The organism is Alcaligenes sp. 1735tsa3 (genome assembly GCF_024134565.1).
Taxonomy (GTDB): domain Bacteria; phylum Pseudomonadota; class Gammaproteobacteria; order Burkholderiales; family Burkholderiaceae_B; genus Alcaligenes; species Alcaligenes phenolicus.
Window position 1 is genome coordinate 42,290 of record NZ_CP099862.1, and the last position, 19,274, is coordinate 61,563.

At 58.0% G+C, this 19,274-nt stretch carries 17 protein-coding genes; 9 read left to right on the plus strand and 8 right to left on the minus strand.

Going from position 1 to position 19,274, the window contains the following annotated elements:
* The first annotated feature begins 1 nt into the window (after position 1).
* The 3 genes from NIZ92_RS00195 to NIZ92_RS00205 are packed head-to-tail and all read left to right on the plus strand — an operon-like array spanning position 2 to position 2,398.
* Positions 2-802 (plus strand): alpha/beta fold hydrolase, encoded by an 801-nt coding sequence (locus NIZ92_RS00195; protein WP_254002497.1) that lies wholly within the window; start codon positions 2-4, stop codon positions 800-802.
* Positions 803-814: 12 nt separating this feature from the next.
* Positions 815-1,582, plus strand: coding sequence for a GntR family transcriptional regulator (locus tag NIZ92_RS00200; protein WP_254002498.1), 768 nt, complete (start codon positions 815-817; stop codon positions 1,580-1,582).
* A gap of 27 nt (positions 1,583-1,609) precedes the next feature.
* On the plus strand, positions 1,610-2,398 hold the full coding sequence (locus NIZ92_RS00205) for an enoyl-CoA hydratase/isomerase family protein (RefSeq protein ID WP_254002499.1): 789 nt from the start codon (positions 1,610-1,612) through the stop codon (positions 2,396-2,398).
* A 304-nt stretch (positions 2,399-2,702) separates the two neighbouring features.
* On the opposite strand, the gene NIZ92_RS00210 is transcribed toward NIZ92_RS00205, so the two are convergent.
* The 3 genes from NIZ92_RS00210 to NIZ92_RS00220 are packed head-to-tail and all read right to left on the minus strand — an operon-like array spanning position 2,703 to position 5,222.
* The gene (locus NIZ92_RS00210; protein WP_254002500.1) at positions 2,703-3,458 is read right to left on the minus strand and encodes an arylmalonate decarboxylase; all 756 of its coding nucleotides are present in this window, start codon (positions 3,456-3,458) and stop codon (positions 2,703-2,705) included.
* Between the two features lie 17 nt (positions 3,459-3,475).
* The gene (locus NIZ92_RS00215; RefSeq protein WP_226349097.1) at positions 3,476-4,444 is read right to left on the minus strand and encodes a tripartite tricarboxylate transporter substrate binding protein; all 969 of its coding nucleotides are present in this window, start codon (positions 4,442-4,444) and stop codon (positions 3,476-3,478) included.
* Positions 4,445-4,493: 49 nt separating this feature from the next.
* Positions 4,494-5,222: a GntR family transcriptional regulator gene (locus NIZ92_RS00220; protein ID WP_026483950.1), complete on the minus strand. Its 729-nt coding sequence runs from the start codon at positions 5,220-5,222 to the stop codon at positions 4,494-4,496.
* 206 nt (positions 5,223-5,428) lie between these two features.
* Here NIZ92_RS00220 and NIZ92_RS00225 point away from each other — a divergent pair, with 206 nt between their 5' ends.
* Together NIZ92_RS00225 and NIZ92_RS00230 are read left to right on the plus strand one after the other, a co-directional pair.
* A complete protein-coding gene (locus tag NIZ92_RS00225) occupies positions 5,429-6,355 on the plus strand; it encodes a DMT family transporter (protein ID WP_254002501.1) in 927 nt (308 codons plus the stop codon).
* Positions 6,356-6,389: 34 nt separating this feature from the next.
* A complete protein-coding gene (locus NIZ92_RS00230) occupies positions 6,390-7,655 on the plus strand; it encodes a GTP-binding protein (RefSeq protein WP_254002502.1) in 1,266 nt (421 codons plus the stop codon).
* Positions 7,656-7,869: 214 nt separating this feature from the next.
* On the opposite strand, the gene NIZ92_RS00235 is transcribed toward NIZ92_RS00230, so the two are convergent.
* The 3 genes from NIZ92_RS00235 to NIZ92_RS00245 form a co-directional block, all read right to left on the minus strand.
* Positions 7,870-8,847 carry a tripartite tricarboxylate transporter substrate binding protein BugD gene (locus NIZ92_RS00235; RefSeq protein WP_035269381.1) on the minus strand — a complete coding sequence of 326 codons (978 nt, stop codon included), beginning with the start codon at positions 8,845-8,847 and terminating at the stop codon, positions 7,870-7,872.
* 222 nt (positions 8,848-9,069) lie between these two features.
* The gene (locus NIZ92_RS00240; RefSeq protein ID WP_115634709.1) at positions 9,070-10,590 is read right to left on the minus strand and encodes an MFS transporter; all 1,521 of its coding nucleotides are present in this window, start codon (positions 10,588-10,590) and stop codon (positions 9,070-9,072) included.
* Positions 10,591-10,674: 84 nt separating this feature from the next.
* Positions 10,675-11,376 (minus strand): glutathione S-transferase, encoded by a 702-nt coding sequence (locus tag NIZ92_RS00245; protein WP_035269379.1) that lies wholly within the window; start codon positions 11,374-11,376, stop codon positions 10,675-10,677.
* 127 nt (positions 11,377-11,503) lie between these two features.
* Here NIZ92_RS00245 and NIZ92_RS00250 point away from each other — a divergent pair, with 127 nt between their 5' ends.
* On the plus strand, positions 11,504-12,505 hold the full coding sequence (locus NIZ92_RS00250; protein WP_115634711.1) for a 5'-nucleotidase: 1,002 nt from the start codon (positions 11,504-11,506) through the stop codon (positions 12,503-12,505).
* A gap of 35 nt (positions 12,506-12,540) precedes the next feature.
* Here the strand turns inward: NIZ92_RS00250 and NIZ92_RS00255 are convergent, their stop codons facing one another.
* A complete protein-coding gene (locus NIZ92_RS00255) occupies positions 12,541-13,281 on the minus strand; it encodes an IclR family transcriptional regulator (protein WP_254002503.1) in 741 nt (246 codons plus the stop codon).
* Between the two features lie 254 nt (positions 13,282-13,535).
* Between NIZ92_RS00255 and NIZ92_RS00260 the strand changes: the two genes are divergently transcribed.
* Positions 13,536-15,131 carry a sulfatase-like hydrolase/transferase gene (locus NIZ92_RS00260; protein WP_254003234.1) on the plus strand — a complete coding sequence of 532 codons (1,596 nt, stop codon included), beginning with the start codon at positions 13,536-13,538 and terminating at the stop codon, positions 15,129-15,131.
* A 62-nt stretch (positions 15,132-15,193) separates the two neighbouring features.
* Positions 15,194-16,177, plus strand: coding sequence for a tripartite tricarboxylate transporter substrate binding protein (locus tag NIZ92_RS00265; RefSeq protein ID WP_009463828.1), 984 nt, complete (start codon positions 15,194-15,196; stop codon positions 16,175-16,177).
* Positions 16,178-16,404: 227 nt separating this feature from the next.
* On the opposite strand, the gene NIZ92_RS00270 is transcribed toward NIZ92_RS00265, so the two are convergent.
* A complete protein-coding gene (locus tag NIZ92_RS00270; RefSeq protein ID WP_009463827.1) occupies positions 16,405-16,863 on the minus strand; it encodes a MarR family winged helix-turn-helix transcriptional regulator in 459 nt (152 codons plus the stop codon).
* A 200-nt stretch (positions 16,864-17,063) separates the two neighbouring features.
* On the opposite strand from NIZ92_RS00270, the gene NIZ92_RS00275 reads away from it, so the two are divergent.
* On the plus strand, positions 17,064-19,274 hold the full coding sequence (locus tag NIZ92_RS00275; RefSeq protein WP_035269366.1) for an indolepyruvate ferredoxin oxidoreductase subunit alpha: 2,211 nt from the start codon (positions 17,064-17,066) through the stop codon (positions 19,272-19,274).

Here is a 19,274-nt window from a genome sequence, read left to right on the forward strand (position 1 = left end):
CATGCCTTATGTGACAACTGCGGATGGTATCCGCGCCTATTACGATCTGGCTGGTTCCGGTCCGGCCTTGGTGATGGTGCACGGCGCCAGTCAGGACAGCCTGTCCTGGCAATATGTGCTGGACCACTTTGCGCCCTTTTACACGGTGTATGCGCTGGATTTACCCGGTCACGGCAAGAGCGGCATGCCATTGGGTGGACCTCATACCGCCACCTCGCAAAACGCTCAGTATCTGCTGCAATTTCTGGATGCGGCGGGTATTCAGAATCCGGTCCTGATGGGGCACTCCATGGGCGGGGGCGTTGTTGCCCAGGCCGCTGCCATGGCGCCCGAGCGTATTCGTGGCCTGGTGCTGGTCGATGGCGCTTCGGTGAACGTAGTGAAATCTTCCGGCTATAACCCGCGCATTCTGGAGATGGCGCGTATCAATCCGGGAGACTGGTTTGAAGTGACCTTCCGCACCTTGATGGGCACCTTGTCCGACCCGGCCCGTGCGCTGGAAGTGGTGACGGATGCCCGTCGTTGCATTCCGGCGGTGGCCTTTGCGGATATCTGCGCTTTTGGTGGTTTTCGCATGGAACAGATTCTGGACGATATCCGCTGCCCGGTGGTGATCGTGGAAGGCAGCGAGGACTGGTCCGTGCCGCCAGAGTCCGCCAGAGAGGTCGAACGCTTGCTGCGAGAAGGCAAAGTTCCGGTGGAATATATAGAATGGCCGGGCATCGGGCATTTTCCCCAAAGTGAATGTCCTGAGCAGTTCACCCGCGACACCCTGGCTGCGATGCGCCGCCTGTCTCTTTAAGCTGAAAACCGTATGGCAAACACCGAATCCCAGTCCAGCGCCAAGCCAACCCTGTATCAGAACATGAGCGATCGCTTGTTGGAGCTGATCCGTTCGGGCCATTACCCCGTCGGTTCCAAGCTGCCCACCGAGATGGAGCTGTGCGAGATGTACGGGGTCGGTCGGCACACGGCGCGTGAAGCCATACGCAAGCTGACCGATCTGGGTTTGATCGAGCGGCGTCGCCGTGCCGGTACCACCGTGATACGCCAGCATCCCAAGCCGCAATTTGGCCTGGCGCTGGACACCACGGATCAGTTGCAACGCTATCTGGAATTTACCGATTTGCACGTGCATAAAAGGGCGGTTTGTGTGGATAAGCAGCCACCCGAAACCGCGCTGGACGGTGAGCCGGCAGATTGGGTGAAGGTGGAAACCTACCGCAGTGTGCCGGGCAGCAAGCGCGGCATTTCCTGGACAGATATTTATCTGCGCAAGGAATACCAGGCGGTAGCTGACCTGATTTCGACCCAGCCTGGCGGTGTGTACCCGCTGTTGGAGGAGCACTGTGGCGAAGTGGTGGAAACGATCGAGATGGAAATCTCCGCCTCGCGTTTTCCCCCGCATGTTGCCCGCTTTCTGGGCTACGAGGACTCCGACCCGGCGCTGCTGATTATCCGTACCTTCCGCAATCTGGCGGGCAAGGTCATGGAAGTGGCGGTCAGCTTTTACCCACCTTATGAGTTCCGCTACGTCACGCGCCTGTCGCGCAGTGATGGGAGCCACCGCTCGCAGAGCTGATTTTTCCGAACCTTTGGGGAGACATTCATGAAACGCAAATATGGCCGCAGTGTGACGGTCAAGGTGACGGGCGACCATGCGCTGGTGCGCTTTGATCGCGGCGTGAACCGCAATGCTATTGATCAGGACACCTTGCTGGCCTTGACGCAGGTGGCGCAGGATCTGGCCTTGTCGCTGGAGATTCATACCGTGGTGCTGACCGGGGCCAAGGATATTTTCTCGGCCGGGATTGATCTGAAAGACCCGCAAAAGTGGAACGACGAGCAGGCAGGCTTGCTGGAACGCCGTGATGTGGCCCAGCGTGGTGCACGCTTGTGTCGCCTGTGGGAGGAACTGCCTCAGTTGACGATTGCCGCCATTGAAGGCGCCGCCGTGGGTGGTTCGGTTGCTCTGGCGCTGGCGTGTGATTGGCGTGTGGCATCGCAGTCATCCTTTCTGTATCTACCTGAAGCCAAGGTGGGCCTGAACATGGGCTGGGGTGCCATTCCACGCATGGTGAACATGCTGGGTGCCGCTCGTACTAAACGTGCCATCTTGCTGGCCGAACGCTTCGGTGCTGAACAGGCGCTGGACTGGGGTCTGCTGGATGAGGTCTGCGAACCCGGTCAGGCCGTGACAGTCGCGCAGTCTTTGGCCAAGCGGGCTTCGGAGTCGCCTGCGGCGATTATCCGCATGACCAAGGAGTCGGTGAATCAGGTCGCCAATGCCATGAACCGATTGGGTATTTATATGGATGCTGATCAGGCGCTGGTGTGTCGCGACAGCGTAGAGGGAGCCCAGGCGCGTGCGGGGTTTTTGTCCGCTGGTCGAGCCTAGATAAAACGGCTCTGCTTGGGGGCGGTCAGCGGACCGGCGACCAGGGCGGGAGAAGGTATTTTGTCGGACCGCGCTTGAGCGCACTGCGGGCGCATCGCTTTTGATGTTGCAGAGGTCTGAACAATAAATCCTGAAGCCAGTTGGGCGTACACCCCAGAAGTTGGAGACTGCTCCAGCCTCTGGGGTGTTTTTCATGGCGACGTACGATGAGCACAACACAAGCTGCGTGGCGTTAGTGTGCGTAAATAGTGTGTTACGTGCCCCTATCCGCGTTTGCGGACAAGGGGCTATCTACATCGAGGGATCAGGCGGTTTGACGCTCTTGTGCCAGTCGTCCCATCCCCTGCGGAAATAAATCCAGCCCAGCCGTCGCCACCAGATCCCAGAAGCCAGCAGGCGAGCTGGACACAACAGTGACGCCCAGCTTGTCCTCGACCTGACGCACGGCTTCCAGCGACACCAGGCCGCCGCAAGACAGCAGCAAACCTTGTGCCTGACCGGGGGCCTGCTCTTGGGCGATGTCCCACGTCTTCAGACACAGGTCTACCAGCTCCTGCGTGCTGATTTTCGACATGGCCGTGACGTCATTAACGCCCAGTCCATAGGCGCAGACGGCCTGGATCTGGTTCTGGTCCAGAAATCGGACCAGGCGCTGGTTTACGTCATCAATATAGGACGAGGCCACCGCTACCCGTTCGATGCCGCTGACACGCAGACCGCGCAAGATGGCATGGCTCATGGTGGAGCATGGCAAGCCGGTGGATTCGCGCAGACGTGCCACCAGCTCTTCGTTAAAGTCCGAGCCGCGGTAAAAGCTCAGCGATGTTCCCATCAGGGACACGGCCCGGGCGCCACGGGCAGCCAGTTTCTGGGCTGCTTCCACCACCTGGTCGATAACCTGGTCATAGCCTTCCTTGTCCACCGAACTGAGCGCCAGACCTTGGGCGATGAAATCGATTTCCGGGTACATTTCCGGACCTTCCGGAGGCACCAGACCGGCGGCCGGTGGCACGATCAGGCCCAGTACGGGGCGCTTGGTGTCAGAGTTGTCAGTCGTCATAACAGTAGCTGCTTATTTCATTGTTTAAAGTCGAGTTGGGCGGTCTTGATGACATTGGCCCAGCGTTCTGTTTCTTCACCTAGCCATTTTTCGGTGGCCTGGGCATCTTGATAACCGGCTACCGAGCCTTGGGCCAGGAAGGCATCCTGTACTTGCTTTTGCTGCATGCTGTTTTCCAAGGCCTTGCTGACGGTGGCGATCAAGGCCGGGTCCACGCTTTGTGGGGCCAGCATGAACAGCGACGGTGTCACGCTATAGCCAGGAATGGTTTCCGAGACGCTGGGCAGATCGGGCATGCCGGGGAAGCGGCGCTCGGACAAGGTGGCCAGCAGACGAATGCGGCCGGAGTTGGCCAGGCCAATCGAGGAGGCCAGGCTGGCAAAGGACATGGACACTTCACCGGAGGCCAGAGCCTGACTGGCGGGAGCGCCACCGCGGTAAGGAACGTGCACCAGTTCGGTTTTGGTCTGCAAGGCGAACAGTTCACCACCCAGATGGTGCACCGAGCCTACGCCCACCGAGGCGAAGGTTTCTGTTTGAGGAGGTGCCTTGCGAATAGCTTCGATCAACTCGGCCACGGTTTTGACAGGGCTGTCGCCCGGAACGGCCAACGCCAGATCAGACTGGCCCACCATGCCGATAGGGGCAAAGTCACGCTGCAAGTCGTAGCGCAGAGCCGGGTAAATATAGGGGGCGACCAGCAAGGAGGTATCGGCAAACAGCAGCGTGTTGCCATCGGCCTGGGATTTGGATACGTAGTCGGCAGAAATGGTGCCGCCTGCGCCGGATTTGTTTTCCACAATTACGGTGCGGTCCAGCTCCTTGCTTAGCGCCTGAGCGGTGACGCGGGCCAGGGTGTCGACCCCGCCGCCAGGGGCAAAACCCACGACAAGGCGAATGGGTTCGGCAGCGTGTAAAGCGGCCACAGGGCTTAATGTCAGGGCGAGCGCAGCCAGCGCACGCCGTGTGAAACGGCTTGCAAACATGAGAAAGTCTCCTCGGTATGAGTGGTAGTTTTTTTAGCTAATTATTAATTCAGTGCCGCATATAAAACCCGGCTAAAGGGTTGAGCTGGGCGTTTAGCCAGCTATAGCGCTCGCGCTTGTCGAACTCCCATTTTTCGGGATGGGCCTGGGCGACACGGCGCAGGGATTCGGCTCCGGACAGCACATGGCTGGCCGCGGCCTGCATGGCGCTGGGGCCGTCGCGTTGGGCCAGTGCCTGGGTCAGTGCCTGATGCTCATGCCAGGACTGCTCCATGCGGTTTTCCTGATCCAGATGGCGGTGGCGGTAAGGGTTGGTCAGACGGCGCAGATGTTCAATTTGCTGCACCATGAAGGTATTGCCGGCAATGCTGTGGATCAGGGCGTGCAATTCGGCGTTGTACGTGGCGTAATCAGCCAGGCTTTTTTCTTGCAGGGCCTTGGCACCGCGCTTTTGCAAACGCTCCAGTTCGCGAATCTGGGCATTGCTGATGCGGTAGGCCGCCAGCTGGGTACAGGCGCCTTCCAGCAGGGCCAGGGTTTCCAGCATTTCTTCCAGCTCTTCAATCGTGTGCTGGGTGACAAAAATACCGGCTCGGGGGGCAATGCGCACTTGTCCGGTGGCTGCCAACTGCAACAAGGCTTCGCGTACCGGCGTGCGTGATACCCGGAAAAAAGTGCACAGCAAGGATTCATCAATGGCGCTGCCCGGCGGCAGATCACCGCTGGCAATGCGGTGCTCCAGTTCGATTCGTACCCGGTCGGTATTGCTAAGCGTCATGTCTGTCTCCCAAGCCTTTTCCTGTTTTTTAGGCTTAAATGATTCTAGGGAGGGGTTTTTGATATATCAATTAAGGCTTATCCGAGGGTAAAGAAAGTTTTGCCCCGTTTTGATTCGGGGAAATTTCACGGATAATCATTTTTTGCGCCCCCTCTGGCCCTGTTCGGTCATAGGGAAAAGCACGCTATTTTTCGGATAAAAAAACCATGAGCGAAGAACGTAAACCGCTGGATGCGCTGGCCAGCAGTGCCATGCTGGTTTTGTGCCTGATCTGGAGCTTTCAGCAGATCTTGCTCAAGGCGACGGCGCATGACATGGCGCCTATTTTCCAGATTGGTTTGCGCTCGGGCGTTGCCTGTGTACTGGTCGCTTTGCTGGTTCTGGTACGCACACACAAGCTGGCCTTTACGGAAGGGGCCTGGCGGCCGGGGCTGATGGCCGGTTTGTTGTTTGCGCTGGAGTATTTGCTGCTGGGCGAGAGCCTGCGCTTTACCTCGGCAGCTCATGTCGTGGTGTTTCTCTACACAGCCCCCGTGTTTGCGGCCTTGGGTCTGCATATTCTCTTGCCTTCGGAGCGTTTGGCCCGCCTGCAATGGGTGGGGATCGGGCTGGCAGTGGCGGGTATTGCCATTACCTTTTTGGGCCCGGCCAGCATGGACGGGGCTGATCTGGGACGCATGTTGATCGGGGACCTGATGGCCTTGGCAGCCGGGGCCTTGTGGGGCTTTACCACCGTGCTGATTCGTAGCACGCGCCTGTCTGCCGTCCCGCCCTCGGAAGCTTTGCTGTATCAGCTGTTCAGCGCTTTTGTGATTTTGATGGTGGCCGCTGTCGTGACCGGGCAAACCGATATTCATTGGTCAGGCTTGTTGGGCGCCAGCCTGGTGTTCCAGTCTGTGGTGGTGGCGTTCTTGAGCTTTCTGGTCTGGTTCTGGTTGCTGCGTCAGTATCAGGCGTCGCGGCTGGGGGTGTTCTCCTTTGCCACTCCCTTGTTCGGGGTTCTGTTCGGGGCGTTTTTGCTCGGTGAAACGATCGAGCCGCGCTTTGTCACCGGAGCCTTGCTGGTGCTGATGGGTATTACGCTGGTCAGTGCTTATAGCTGGCTTAATCAATTGCGCAAACGCGTCCGTTGACTATGAGCGCTTACTTTTTACAGGTAGCAGGAATATGAAAGCGGCTGCCAAATCTGCGCCTATTCCGGTCACCTTGCTGACTGGGTTCTTAGGCAGTGGCAAGACCACCTTGCTGAACCGCGCTTTGCAAGAAGCGCAGATGGCCGACACCCTGGTCATCATCAATGAGTTTGGGCAGACGGCGCTGGACCATCATCTGGTGGCGCATAGCCAGGAAAATGTGATCGAGGCCATGGGCAGTGGTTGCTTGTGCTGCACCATACGGCGCGATCTGGTACAGACCTTGCGCGACATTACCTGGCGTTTTTCGCGGGCAGGCCAGAGACAGTTCCGACGGGTTCTGATTGAAACGACCGGGCTGGCCAATCCTGCCCCTATCTTGCATACCTTGTTAAGCGATCCGCAACTGGCCGGGAAGTACAGCCTGGCGGGTGTGGTGACGGTGGTGGATCTGGAGCATGGGCTGGAAACGCTGGCGCGCCATGCCGAAGCGCAACGACAGGTGGCTGTGGCTGATTTGCTGCTGTTCAGCAAGCGTGATCGGGTGGATGCAGGGGCGGAAACGGCGCTGCGTGAATACGTGCGCGGTTTGAATCCTTTGGCGCAGCAGCAGATTTTGTCGGCCGCGCAGCCCGTTGCGCCCAGTTTGTTGGGCTTGGGCGAGCAAGCCGGACAAGGTCGGGCCTGGAGCTTGGAAGCGTTCGAGGCATTGGGGCAAGATACTGGCGATCACGATCACGATCACGATCACGATCACGATCACGATCACGATCACGATCATGTGCATAGCCATAGCCATAGCCATAGCCATAGCCATAGCCATAGCCATAGCCATAGCCAAGGCACGGGCACCATGGCTGGCAACGGCAACGGCAACGGCAACGGCAACGGCAACGGCAACGCTGACCGCCTTGAGTCTGCTCACCTGCATGTAGCAAGCTCCAGCGCGTCTGCGGTCAGCCTGCCTGATGTCTCCCGCCATGGAGATTCCATCTATTCGTTAAGTGCCCTGTTCCCTCAATCTTTACCTGCTGACAAGCTGCAATCCTGGCTGTTGGATCTGTGCCAATGGGCAGGCCCTCGTCTATTGCGGCTGAAAGCTGTTCTGCCCGTGCTGGGCATGGACCAGCCGCAGGTGATTCATGCTGTGCAGCATCAGTCCTATCCTTGGCAGGCCGTGCCGCAGTGGCCCTGGCCGGATCAACAAGGGCGCATGGTAGTGATCACACAGGACCTGGATTTCCAAGGGCTTTGGGCGCGGTTGCAGGCTTTGGATACGGCGGTTCGAAAGACGGATTGATACTCGCAGAGTCCGAGCCTCTCTTGGCCGGATTTTCTCTAGTCGTTGACTTCGAGCCTTTCTTGATCGGATTTTCTTGAGTCGCCGGGAGCTTGATGGAGCGTTGTCTCTTGGTCATCCGAACAGGCTATCCACCGCTGCGGCAGACAGCACCCCAAAGCCGAAAAAAAGGACGCCTAAGCGTCCTTTTCAAAAGCCTTTGGGCTAACAGGTTTTATTGGGGCTCTACGCCCACTTTCTTGAACAGGGCGGCCCACTGGGGCACTTGTTGCTCCACCTTGGCCTGCAAGGCGGCCGGGTTGGCTTCCTTGTCCATGACCGTGGCTCCCAGAGTGGCCATACGGCTTTGGAAGTCCTTGTCAGCCATGCCAGCTTGAAGCGCTTTTACCAGGGTATCCACGACAGGTTGGGGTGTATCTTTCGGTGCCCACATGCCGTGCCAGATGCCTACTTCAAAGTCCTTGAAGCCGGATTCCTCCATGGTGGGGACGTCCGGGAAGGTCGGGACGCGCTCGCGGCTGGTGACAGCATAGACCTTCACCTTGCCGGATTTGATTTGCTGGGTGGTGTTGGTGGTTTGGTCACACATGATGTCCACCTGCTTGCCCATCAAATCCGCGATGGCCGGGGCGGTGCCTTTGTAGGGCACGGTCAGCAGTTCAATACCCAGTGCCTCAGTGAACATGGTGCCGCACAGGTGGCTGGCCGCGCCAATCCCGGCGTTGGCCAGGGAAACCTTGTCCTGGTTGTCCTTCAGGTACTGCACCAGCTCCTGAATGTTGTTGGGTGGGAAGTCCTCACGGGCAATGATGGTCATGGGAACGTCAACGACCAGGCCGATGGGAGACATGCCGTTGATGGCGTCATAGCCGGGCTTTTTGTATAGCGAAGGGGCGGTGGAAAAGCCGATGTGCATCAGCAGTATGTTGTAGCCATCCGGCTTGGCGCGGGCGACCTGGGAAGTGCCAATGGAGCCACCTGCCCCGCCTTTGTTTTCCACCACAATGGTTTCACCCAGAACTGGGCGCATGGCTTCGGCCAGAGCGCGTGCCACGTTGTCCGTGGGACCGCCCGCCGCAAAAGGCACCACCATATTGATGGGGTGGTCCGGATAACCGGCTGCCTGTGCGGTAACCGAGCAGGCCAAGGCCGCGCCCAGACTGACAAACAGCTTGTTTAATGCAACAGCCATAATGCCTCCTTGATAAGGATTACTTATTCTTTTGGGAGATACTTGGGTCCGGTCGCTCTGTGTTGCGAAGCGTTGCAGGAGTGGCTTTATTCTACTGAGGGTGGACGTGTTTCTTTTTCAGGTCTAACCCTAGTAAGGGGCCTGAATGGACTAGGGGAATATACGGGGGCTCGCATGGCGAGCAAGCCACAGCCAGAGGTTGTGGCTTGCCAAGGTGCCTGCTCAGGCAGAGGCCGGTTTATGCAGTACCGGCGTCAGATAGGCGATGATGGAAACAGTCAGTGCGGCGGTGGCGATCAGACTGCAGAAGATCATCAGGCCCTGGTCCAGACCCAAATGGTCGGCCAGCCAGCCCAGACCCAAAATAGGCAGGATGGCACCCAGATAGCCGGTGATCAGGTAGGTAGACGTCAGACCGGCACGCTGATGCGGGGGCGAGACACGCTGCACGATAGACATGCCGCCGTACATGCACAGGCCGTGGCCAAAGGCGGTCAGCAGCACGCACAGGATGAATAACAACGAGGAACTGGCCCACAGATTGATCAGCAAGGCGATACAGGCCAGGGTAAAGGACAGCAGGCCCACGATGACGCTGCGCTTGGCGGGCCAGCGGCGGATCAGCAGCTGAAAGCCCGAGGACAGGAACAGAATAATCCCGATGGAAAAGCCGCTGGTGGCCGGGCCGTGCCAAGGCACCATTTGCGCCATGAAGCTGGGCGCCAGAGAGGCGAACAGGCTGAACATGGCAAAGGCGCAACAGGCGGACAAGCAGCCAATCAGATAGGGGCGGCGCAGATGGGTGGCGGGCAGTGTCAGGCGCGGCATCCAGGTGCGCCAGTTGGTCTTTTGCGGTACCGGCTGTTTGCTGGCAATGGGCTTGATCTGAAACAGGGCATAGATGGCCAGCACACCCAGGGCCATGGAGGGGATATAGCTGGAGAACAGTGGATTTGGCACCCACTGTGCAATCAGGCCGCCTACGACCGGACCCAGACCAAAACCAAAGGCCAGCATCAGTGAGGTGGTAGCGGCAGCACGTTGCACGTCTCCGCCCCGGTTAAATTGCCCCAGACCGATGGAGGCTGAAGTCACAATCATGCTGGAGGCCATCCCGATCATGATGCGGCTGAACACAAAGCTGCCTACATCCCAGGCAAAGGCGGACAGGGTTACGCCGCTGGTCACCAGAATCAGGCCGGTACGCAGCACGGGCATAAAGCCTTTCATGTCGCTCAAGCGGCCCAGAAACAGTAGGCCCGTCAAACCAGCGGCCATATAGGCCACGTACAGTTGGGTAATGTGACTGGCGTTCAGGTCCCAGCGGTCCTGATACAGCGGGTATAGCGGGCTGGCCAGGGCTGTGCCCATTACCCCGATACACATGGCGATACTGATCCACACGTAGGGGTCCCACTTGCTCTTCTTGCACGCCGGGCGCGCAGCCGCAGGCTTGTCAGCAGCCTTTTGCTGGGCTGGATGGTTCAGGTTCTGTTCGACCCGTGCTTTTTGCAGGGTCTGAGCGGGGGCGCTGGCGTGAAAGTCCTTGCAGCTTTGGGAGTCTCGCCAGCTTTCATGCAGCACCCATTGTCCTGGGGGCTGGTCTTTGCGCAATACATCGAAGCGTAAACAGGCGCTGTTGGCCCGGGCTTGTTCAGCCAGCGAGTCTACATAAGCGGCCTGTGCCTGAGGGTCCAGATCGGTGAAATGGTAGTTTGTAGTGCGAAAGTACGTATCGCCCATACGGCGCAATCCTTGACAGCGAAATCATTCGGGACCATCAAGGATACTCTTTCGTGTCTGCACTGACATGGCAATTCGCTGACACTAGGCTGGCTGGCGTAAATCCAGATGTATATCAGCCACACGCACAATTTCGGCTTCGTGGTCCGGGTCGCGCCAGGTGTCCTGACAGGCCATCTGGTGCCAGCGCTGCATGGCAGGCAATTCCAGTATGCGATTCATGTAGTCCTGACAGGCTTCGTCCAGTTTCAGACCATAGGTTTGCAGGCGAAATACCACGGGAGCGTAAAAGGCATCGACGGCACTAAAGCGCTCTCCGGCCAGGAAAGGGCCGCCAAAACGGCTCAAGCCTTCTTGCCAGATGGTTTGCAGGCGTTCCAGCTCGCCTTGCAGACGCATGTCCTGCTGATGGTGGTGGGCGCGCAGGGCGACGGCAAAGGGGCAGAGATTCCGTAGCGAGGAAAAGTTGGCGTGCATTTCTGCACTGGCGCTGCGCGCCCAGGCGCGGGCAATAGGGTCTATGGGCCAGACGCCGGGATGCTGTTCGGCCAGGTATTCGGCAATAGCCAGACTGTCCCAAATGATCTGCCCATTGGTGTGTAGCACAGGTACTTGGCCCGCCGGGGCCATTTCATGGAAAGCCAGGGTGCTGAAGGAGGGGCCAAAATTGAACCAGCGTGCGTCAAAGTCTATGCCCAAGTGGCTCATTAATAACCAGGGGCGCAAGGACCAGGACGAATAATGGGGATTGCCCAGAACAAGGGTATAGCTTTTTGAGGGTTGCATGGCGGCAAGCTTTCACGAAGGTGATGGTGTTTGCACTTTAGTAGGCTTTGTTCTGCTTGGGTAGTACCAGTGCCGGCTTAGCGTTTTGGTATGCTGGTTTTTTTTGCGGATTTGGGGAGCGGTGTGCATGGCGTATGACCTGGAGAAACGGCTGGTGATTGGGCTGGCTTCCAGCGCTTTGTTTGATCTGAGCCAGTCTCATCAGGTCTTTCTGGAGCAAGGTGAGGCAGCGTATCGTGATTACCAGCTGGCGCGCGAGCATGAGCCCCTGAAGCCGGGCGTGGCTTTTTCCTTCATTCGGCGCTTGCTGGCCCTGAATGATCTATCGCCCGACGATCCCTTGGTCGAGGTCGTGCTGCTGTCCCGTAATGATCCCAATACAGGCTTGCGGGTGATGAATTCCATTCGCCATCATGATCTGGACATTACGCGGGCGGTGTTTCTGCAAGGGGGCGACCCCAGCCCTTACATCCAGCCGCTGTCCATCAGCCTGTTTCTGTCGGCTAATCAGGAAGACGTGCATCGGGCGGTGCAGCAAGGCTATCCCGCAGGTCAGGTTCTGAATTCCTCTTACGAGGATGCTTATGACGACCAGCCCATTCGCGTGGCTTTCGACTTTGACGGGGTGATCGCGGACGACGAGTCCGAGCGCGTGTATCAGCAGGAAGGTGGTTTGCCGGCCTTTTTCGAGCATGAAGTGCGTTTGGTGCAAAAACCGCATAATCCCGGCCTGTTACAGGCGTTTTTGCTGAAATTGGCGCATATTCAGGAAGTGGAGCAATTGCGCCAGGAGCAGGATGCCAGCTATGTGCCGCGTCTGCGAATTGCGATTGTGACGGCACGCAATGCGCCGGCTCACGAGCGTGTCATCAATACCATCCGCAGCTGGGGTATTGAAGTGAACGAGGCCTTCTTTCTGGGTGGCATTGAAAAACGTCGGGTGCTGGAGGTTTTGCAGCCCCATATTTTCTTTGATGACCAGACCACCCACCTGATTCCCACCGCGCAGACTTTGCCGTCCGTGCATATTCCGTTTGGGGTGGTGAACCATCCGCCAGTGAAAGTGGTGGTGCCGGAGAAAAAGAAAGGGCGGAAACAGGCCAAGACAAAGCCGCGAACTGATGCTTGATCAGGCGCGGCTTGGTTCCTGGGGGCACTCAGCCCTCAGACTTGGGCCAGGGCGCGGCTAACGGCGCGTGCAGCGGGCTGGATCAGGCTGGCTAGCGCTTCGGGGCTGATCGCCTCAAAGCGTTCCAGCGTACCCAACAAGGTCAGGCTGCCGAAGATACGTTTGGCATCATCAAAAATAGGCGCGGAAATACCGCCTATGCCCGGATTGATCTGCTCTTTGGTGATGCAATAGCCCGCACGGCGCAGTTCCTGCATATGGGCGGAAAACACCGGCCATTCCTTGCCCAGGCGCTGTACGTAATCAATCTCCTGATTTTTCTCGTACAAGCGGCGCAGATGGCGGGTGGGCAGATAAGCCGTGACGATACGGGCTGTGGAGCTGCGGAACATATCCATGGTGCGGCCCCGGCCAAACAGCAGCTCGAAACGCTCCGGCCCGGTTTCCTGATGGGTAGTCAATATGCGTTCGCCATATTGCTGGCCGATCAGGACGTCCAGTCCGGTCTGCTCGACCAGCGAACGCAGCAAGGGGCGGCAACGGCTGACCAGCGGATCAAATTCGCGGATCAGCAGATCCATTTCTATAAACCGGGGCCCCAGCGCGTAACCTTCGGGACTGCGTATCAGCAGGCCGCTAGTGCATAACTCTTTCAGGTAGCGATAGGTTGTCGCGGGAGGGTAATTCAAGCGAGCGCAGATGGTTTCCACATCCAGAACCGGAGTGTCTGCACCGTACAAGTCCAGAATTTGCAGCATGCGTCTTAGACTATTCATGTGCCCTCGTAGAAGCGGAGTTGTTGGTTCTCTATTCTAACCATGCTGCGGCGTGTCAGTGGAGCGCAACATCGGGCATTGGCCGAGTCTACTGGTTTATACCTAAACCATCAGATTATTCAAAAATTATTCTCAGACTGCGGTAATAATCTGAGGCATAAGCGGGTCTGTTAAGCATTTGCTTACACATGGCCTACTCCTTTTGTGGCGTCGGGTTCTACGCGGGCCCGAACCCGGTTTTTTTTGAGGCGGACATGGATCAGGCTCAGCCCAGTCAGGTGTCTTTAGAGATCAAGAATGTGCTGTTCATCATGTGTGACCAGTTACGTGCAGACCACCTGTCCTGTTATGCCCCTGGGGGCGCATTAAAGACCCCCAATCTGGATCGCCTGGCCGCCATGGGTGTGCGCTTTGATCGTGCCTATGTGAACTCTGCCGTCTGTGGCCCGTCGCGGGCCTCGTATTACACCGGCCGCTATCCCTTGTCGCACCGGGTCACCTGGAATCGCGTTCCCCACCCCATCGACGAGCTGTATCTGGGCGATTATCTGGCCCAGTCCGGGCGAGAGTGCCATCTGCTGGGCAAGACCCATCACGTGCCGGACCCGGCCGGGGCCAATGCCCGACGCTTCCAGGTTCAGCCCGAGGCGGCCGAGCGCTTCTGGCAAGGCGGCTTTACGGCGATTGAACGCTATGACGGTCACTTTGAAATGGGCCCGGATAGTGAATACCGCCAGTATTTGCAGGCTCAGGGTTACGACAGCGAGCGTCCCTGGGAAGACTATGTGATTGGCAGCCAGGATGCCCAGGGTCAGTTTGCCTCCGGTTGGTACATGCGTAATGCCAGCCTGCCAGCACGGGTACAGGCGCAGGACTCTGAAACCGCCTACTTCACCCAGCGGGCCATGGATTTCATCACGGCCAAAGGCGAAGAGCCCTGGGCCTTGCATCTGTCTTTCATCAAACCGCACTGGCCTTATAAAGCGCCAGCGCCCTACCACGATCGCTTTGGCGCGGAAGACGCCTGTACGCCCCTGCGTGCAGAGCACGAGCGCCAGAATGCACACCCCGTGCATGCGGCCTATCAGCAGCATGAAGAATCCCTGTCTTTTGCTCAGGACGAGGTCTGGCGCACGATCAAGCCTGTCTATATGGGCCTGGTTCAACAGATCGATGATGAAGTCGGCCGTTTGCTGGACATGCTGGAACAGCAAGACCGCCTGAAAGACACCCTGATTATTTTCAGTTCTGATCACGGCGATTTGCTGGGCGACCACTGGCTGGGCGAGAAAGAGTATTTCTTTGAAAACGCCATACGCGTTCCGCTGATCGTGGTTGATCCACGGACTTCAGCGAATGTCACACGTGGTCAAAGCAGTGAAGCTTTTGTCGAGTGCGTGGATGTCACCCCTACGATTCTGGATGCCTTGCACCTGCCCGCCCAGGAACACCGGGTGGAAGGCCGTTCGCTGATTCCCCTGTTGCACGGCCAGTCCGACTGGGCGCGTGAGTACACCGTGGCCAGCCTAGATTACGCCTATCGGGAAGCCCGCCAGATTCTGGGCCGTGGCGTGGATGAATGTCGTGGCCTGATGCTGCGCGATAGCGACTATAAATACATACATTGGCAAGGCTATCGGCCACAATTATTCGACTTGAAGCAAGACCCTGACGAGCTGCACGACCTGGGCGCAGACCCGGCGTATGCAGCGGTTTGTCGGCGTATGAAAGAAGGCCTGCTGGACTGGCATGACACCCTGAAAGGGCGTGCCAGCGAGAGCTGGGCTGCGGTAGAGGATCGTACCAATGCGCATGAGCGCATGATGAATATCTTGATTGGACGATGGTAAATGCGCTGCGGGGGGCTACCAGTCGGTGGCGGGCCGCAATCAATAACGATAAGGAGTGGACAATGAAGCAGCTTAAAAATACGACGCTGGCCCTGTTGTTGGCAGGTGTGGGTGCTTTGGCCCCGATGATGGCTCAAGCCGCCTGGCCGACTACGGACCAGGTGCGTATTGTGGTCCCCTACCCACCCGGCACCGAGCCTGACATTCTGGCCCGCGATCTGGGTGTGCATCTGAACAAGGCCACCGGCAAGGTCTTTGTGATTGAAAACCGTCCGGGCGCCAACGCCATTATCGGTACTGACAATATCGCCAAAGCCAAGGGGGACGGCTCGGCCCTGCTGATGGTCGATAGCCTGGCGGTATCGACCAACCCGCTGCTTTACAGCAACCTGCCCTACAAATGGGAAAAGGACCTGAAGCCGGTCACCACAGTCGCTGGCGTGAACCTGTATCTGCTGGTGCGTAATGATTTCCCGGCCAAGGACTACAAGGAATTTATCGCCCAGGCCAAGAAAGCCAATGGTGATACCAATGTGGGCACCGGTGGCCGTGGACACGTCACGCACCTGGGCATGGGCTTGCTGGCCCGTGAAGAAGGGGTGAATTTCACCTACATCCCCTACAAGGGTATGGCCCCGGCGACAAACGCCATTCTGGGCGGTGAGACAGATGCCATGCTGGTCGGTGGCATTCTGGCATCCCAGCACGTAGATGGCGGCAAGGTGCGAGTCTTGGCGGTAGGCGCTGACAAGCGTACTGAACTGCTGCCAAATGTGCCGACGGTGCAGGAAGCAGGTGGCCATGCCAACAGCATTCCGACGACGACTTTTGCGCTGTTTGCCCCCGGCACCACGCCGGATGACACCGTGAAAGAAATTCAGGAAAAGGTGGATGCTGCCCTGAAGACCCCCGAAATGCAGGCTGCCTTCAAGAGCCGTGGTCTGGCCCAGTTCTTCACCACCCCGGCCCAGACGCTGGAGCGCGTGCAGAACGACTCCAAGGTCTATTCCGAGCTGATCCCTACCCTGGGCATTCAGCCTGAGTAATGGGCTATCTGGCAGAGCCATACATCTGATCAGTAGCCTGGCTGCTGAAGGTTATGGCTCTGTGAATCCTCAAGGTTGGAAAGGATAAAAAAACACCACACACGCCCCGTTCAGGTGAGGCGTGTGTGGTGTCTCTTGAATCTGGAAGTCGCTACAGACCAGGTTCAGAACGCCAAGCCCGCGCTATGCAGGGTTAGAACCGATAGTGTGGCCGGGCGGGCTGCGTTTTACTGATCGTTGTAGTCGTGCTGCTCGGAGATCAGACGCCGCAAGGTGGTTTTGAGGGCGCCGACATCCAGCGGTTGCAGGCGCTGCACCACTTCCTGCTCGTGCAGGCGAGCCTTGGCAATCAGGCCGGAGATCAGCGTTTGGCCTTCTTCGGTGATACGTACCAAGGTGATGCGACGGTCCACATCGTGGGCCACGCGGCGCAGCAAACCTTGCTTTTCCAGGCGATCGAGCAAGCGTGTGACGGTGGGTTGCTTGGTGGTGGCAATGCGAGCCAGATGGCCGATGCTCACTTCGCCCGCGCCGGACAGGGTGGACAGCACACGCCATTCGGAAATGGACAAACCGTTGCTTAGCACCACTTCATGGAATTCGGCAGAGATCAGCTGGCTTGCCTGGGCCAACAAGGCGGGCAGGTAGTTTTCGACAAAGACGGTGTCGTGTTCGGTGGGGCTCATGGTGCTTATTGTCATTACAGGCTAATGGGTGCCGCAAGGCAGCAACAGGGCTCACTATAACCAAGCTGTCCGCTCGCGTGTCGCAAATAATTTAGCTACTTTACTAGGGAAAACCATGAGAATGGATATGTTGAGATATAAACATATTCCGATGAAAATAAATACCATGTTCACAATGAGCGGTAAGTAAGGAAAGAAAAATGGCTGAGCGATCGTTTGTCGAAGAAGTCAAAAAGCTGCGCCTGGGTGATGGAGACGTATTCAGTGGCGAAGGCATCCTGGCGGTGACCAAGGCCCTGCTGGAATCGGGCGTGTCCTACGTGGCCGGTTACCAGGGTGCGCCTATCTCGCACTTGATGGACGTGCTGGCAGATGCCCAGGACATCTTGCAAGAGAACGGAATCCGTTTTGAAAACAGTGCCAGCGAGGCAACGGCTGCGGCAACGCTGGCTGCATCGGTTAACTACCCGCTGCGTGGCGCCATTACCTTCAAGGCAACGGTAGGTACCAACGTGGCCTCGGACGCGCTGGCCAACCTGGCCTCCGGTGGGGTCAAGGGCGGTGCGCTGATCATTGTGGGCGAAGACTACGGTGAAGGCTCGTCCATCATGCAGGAGCGCAGCCACGCTTTTGCCATGAAATCCCAGATGTGGATGCTGGACCCCCGTCCCAATCTGCCCTGTATTGTGCAAGCAGTTAAAGACGGCTTTGATCTGTCCGAAGCGTCCAACACCCCCGTGATGTTGCAGCTGCGTATTCGCGCCTGTCACGTGCATGGTCAGTTTGTGGCCTCGGATAACCGCCGCGCCAAGTTCACCATCAAAGAAGCCATGGAGCAGCCCACACGCGACATCAATCGCATTGTGTTGCCGCCTGCCAGCTTCCTGCACGAAAAAGAAAAGATCGAACAGCGCTGGCCTAATGCCGTCAAGTTCATCGAAGAGCGTCAGTTGAATGAATTCTTTGCTGATGGCACCGATGACGTCGGTCTGATCGTTCAGGGCGGTGGCTACAACACCGTGATCCGTGCTTTGGAACACCTGGATATGGCTGACGTGTTCGGCGAATCCAAAGTGCCGATGTACGTGATGAACGTGGCTTACCCGCTGATCGAATCTGAAATCGTCCGCTTCTGTGAAGGCAAGCGTGCGGTGCTGGTGCTGGAAGAAGGTCAGCCCAACTTTGTGGAACAGAACATCTCCGACATCGTGCGTCGTCACAATGTGGACGTGACCTTGCACGGCAAGGATCTGTTGCCTCTGGCCGGTGAGTACAACACCGCCACTATGTTGAAAGGCCTGCGTGCCTTCATGGAAAAATACGAGCGCATTGAGCCCCTGCCAGCCCGCAAACCACGCGTGATCCCGATGAAAGTCGAGACCGTGGAGCGCCCCAAAGCTGAGCAAGCCAGCCTGGTGGAAGTGGAAGCGGCTGAAGTCAAACCCTTGGGCAGCCTGGACGAGAACGTTCACGCCCGTCCGCCAGGTTTTTGTACCGGCTGTCCCGAGCGTCCTATCTTTACCGCTTTGAAGCTGGTGGAGCGCGAGCTGGGCGAGCACCACGTGTCGGCCGACATTGGCTGTCACCTGTTCTCCATTCTGCCGCCCTTCAACCTGGGCAACACCACCATGGGTTACGGCCTGGGTGGCGCCGGTTCGGCCGCCTTGAACGTGGATTCGGACAAGCGTGCGATCTCGGTCATGGGTGACGGTGGTTTCTGGCACAACGGTTTGACCAGTGGTATTGCCAACGCCGTGTTCAACCGCAGCGACAACCTGACCATTGTGATCGACAACAGCTACACCGCGGCTACCGGTGGTCAGGACATTCTGTCCTCCAAGGCCAAGAACGAAACGCGCAGTACCGGTCACCTGATCGAGAAAGCCGCGCGTGGCGTCGGTGTGGAATGGCTGCGCATGATTCGTCGCACCTACGACTTGAAGACCATGACGGCAACCCTGCGTGAAGCCCTGACGACCAAGGAAAAAGGTCCCAAGGTGCTGGTGGCGCAAAGCGAATGTATGTTGAACCGTCAGCGCCGCGAGAAAGGCCAGGTGCGTAAAGCCGTGGCGGCGGGCGAACGCGTAGTGCGCGAGCGTTTTGGTGTGGACCCGGATACGTGTACCGGCGATCACTCCTGCATCCGCTTGTCCGGTTGCCCTTCGTTGTCGATTCGCCCCAATCCGGACGCTCTGCGTCAGGACCCCGTAGCGAATGTGATGAACAGTTGTGTGGGTTGCGGTCTGTGTGGTGAGGTTTCCCACGCGGCGATTCTGTGCCCGTCTTTCTACCGTGCACAAGTAGTCAGCAACCCGACCGGCTGGGACAAGTTCCGCGAAAAAACCCGCCGTAGCTTTATCGGCTGGTTGCAGCGTCGTGACGCTGCCCGTCGTGAACGTCTGGCCTTCTAA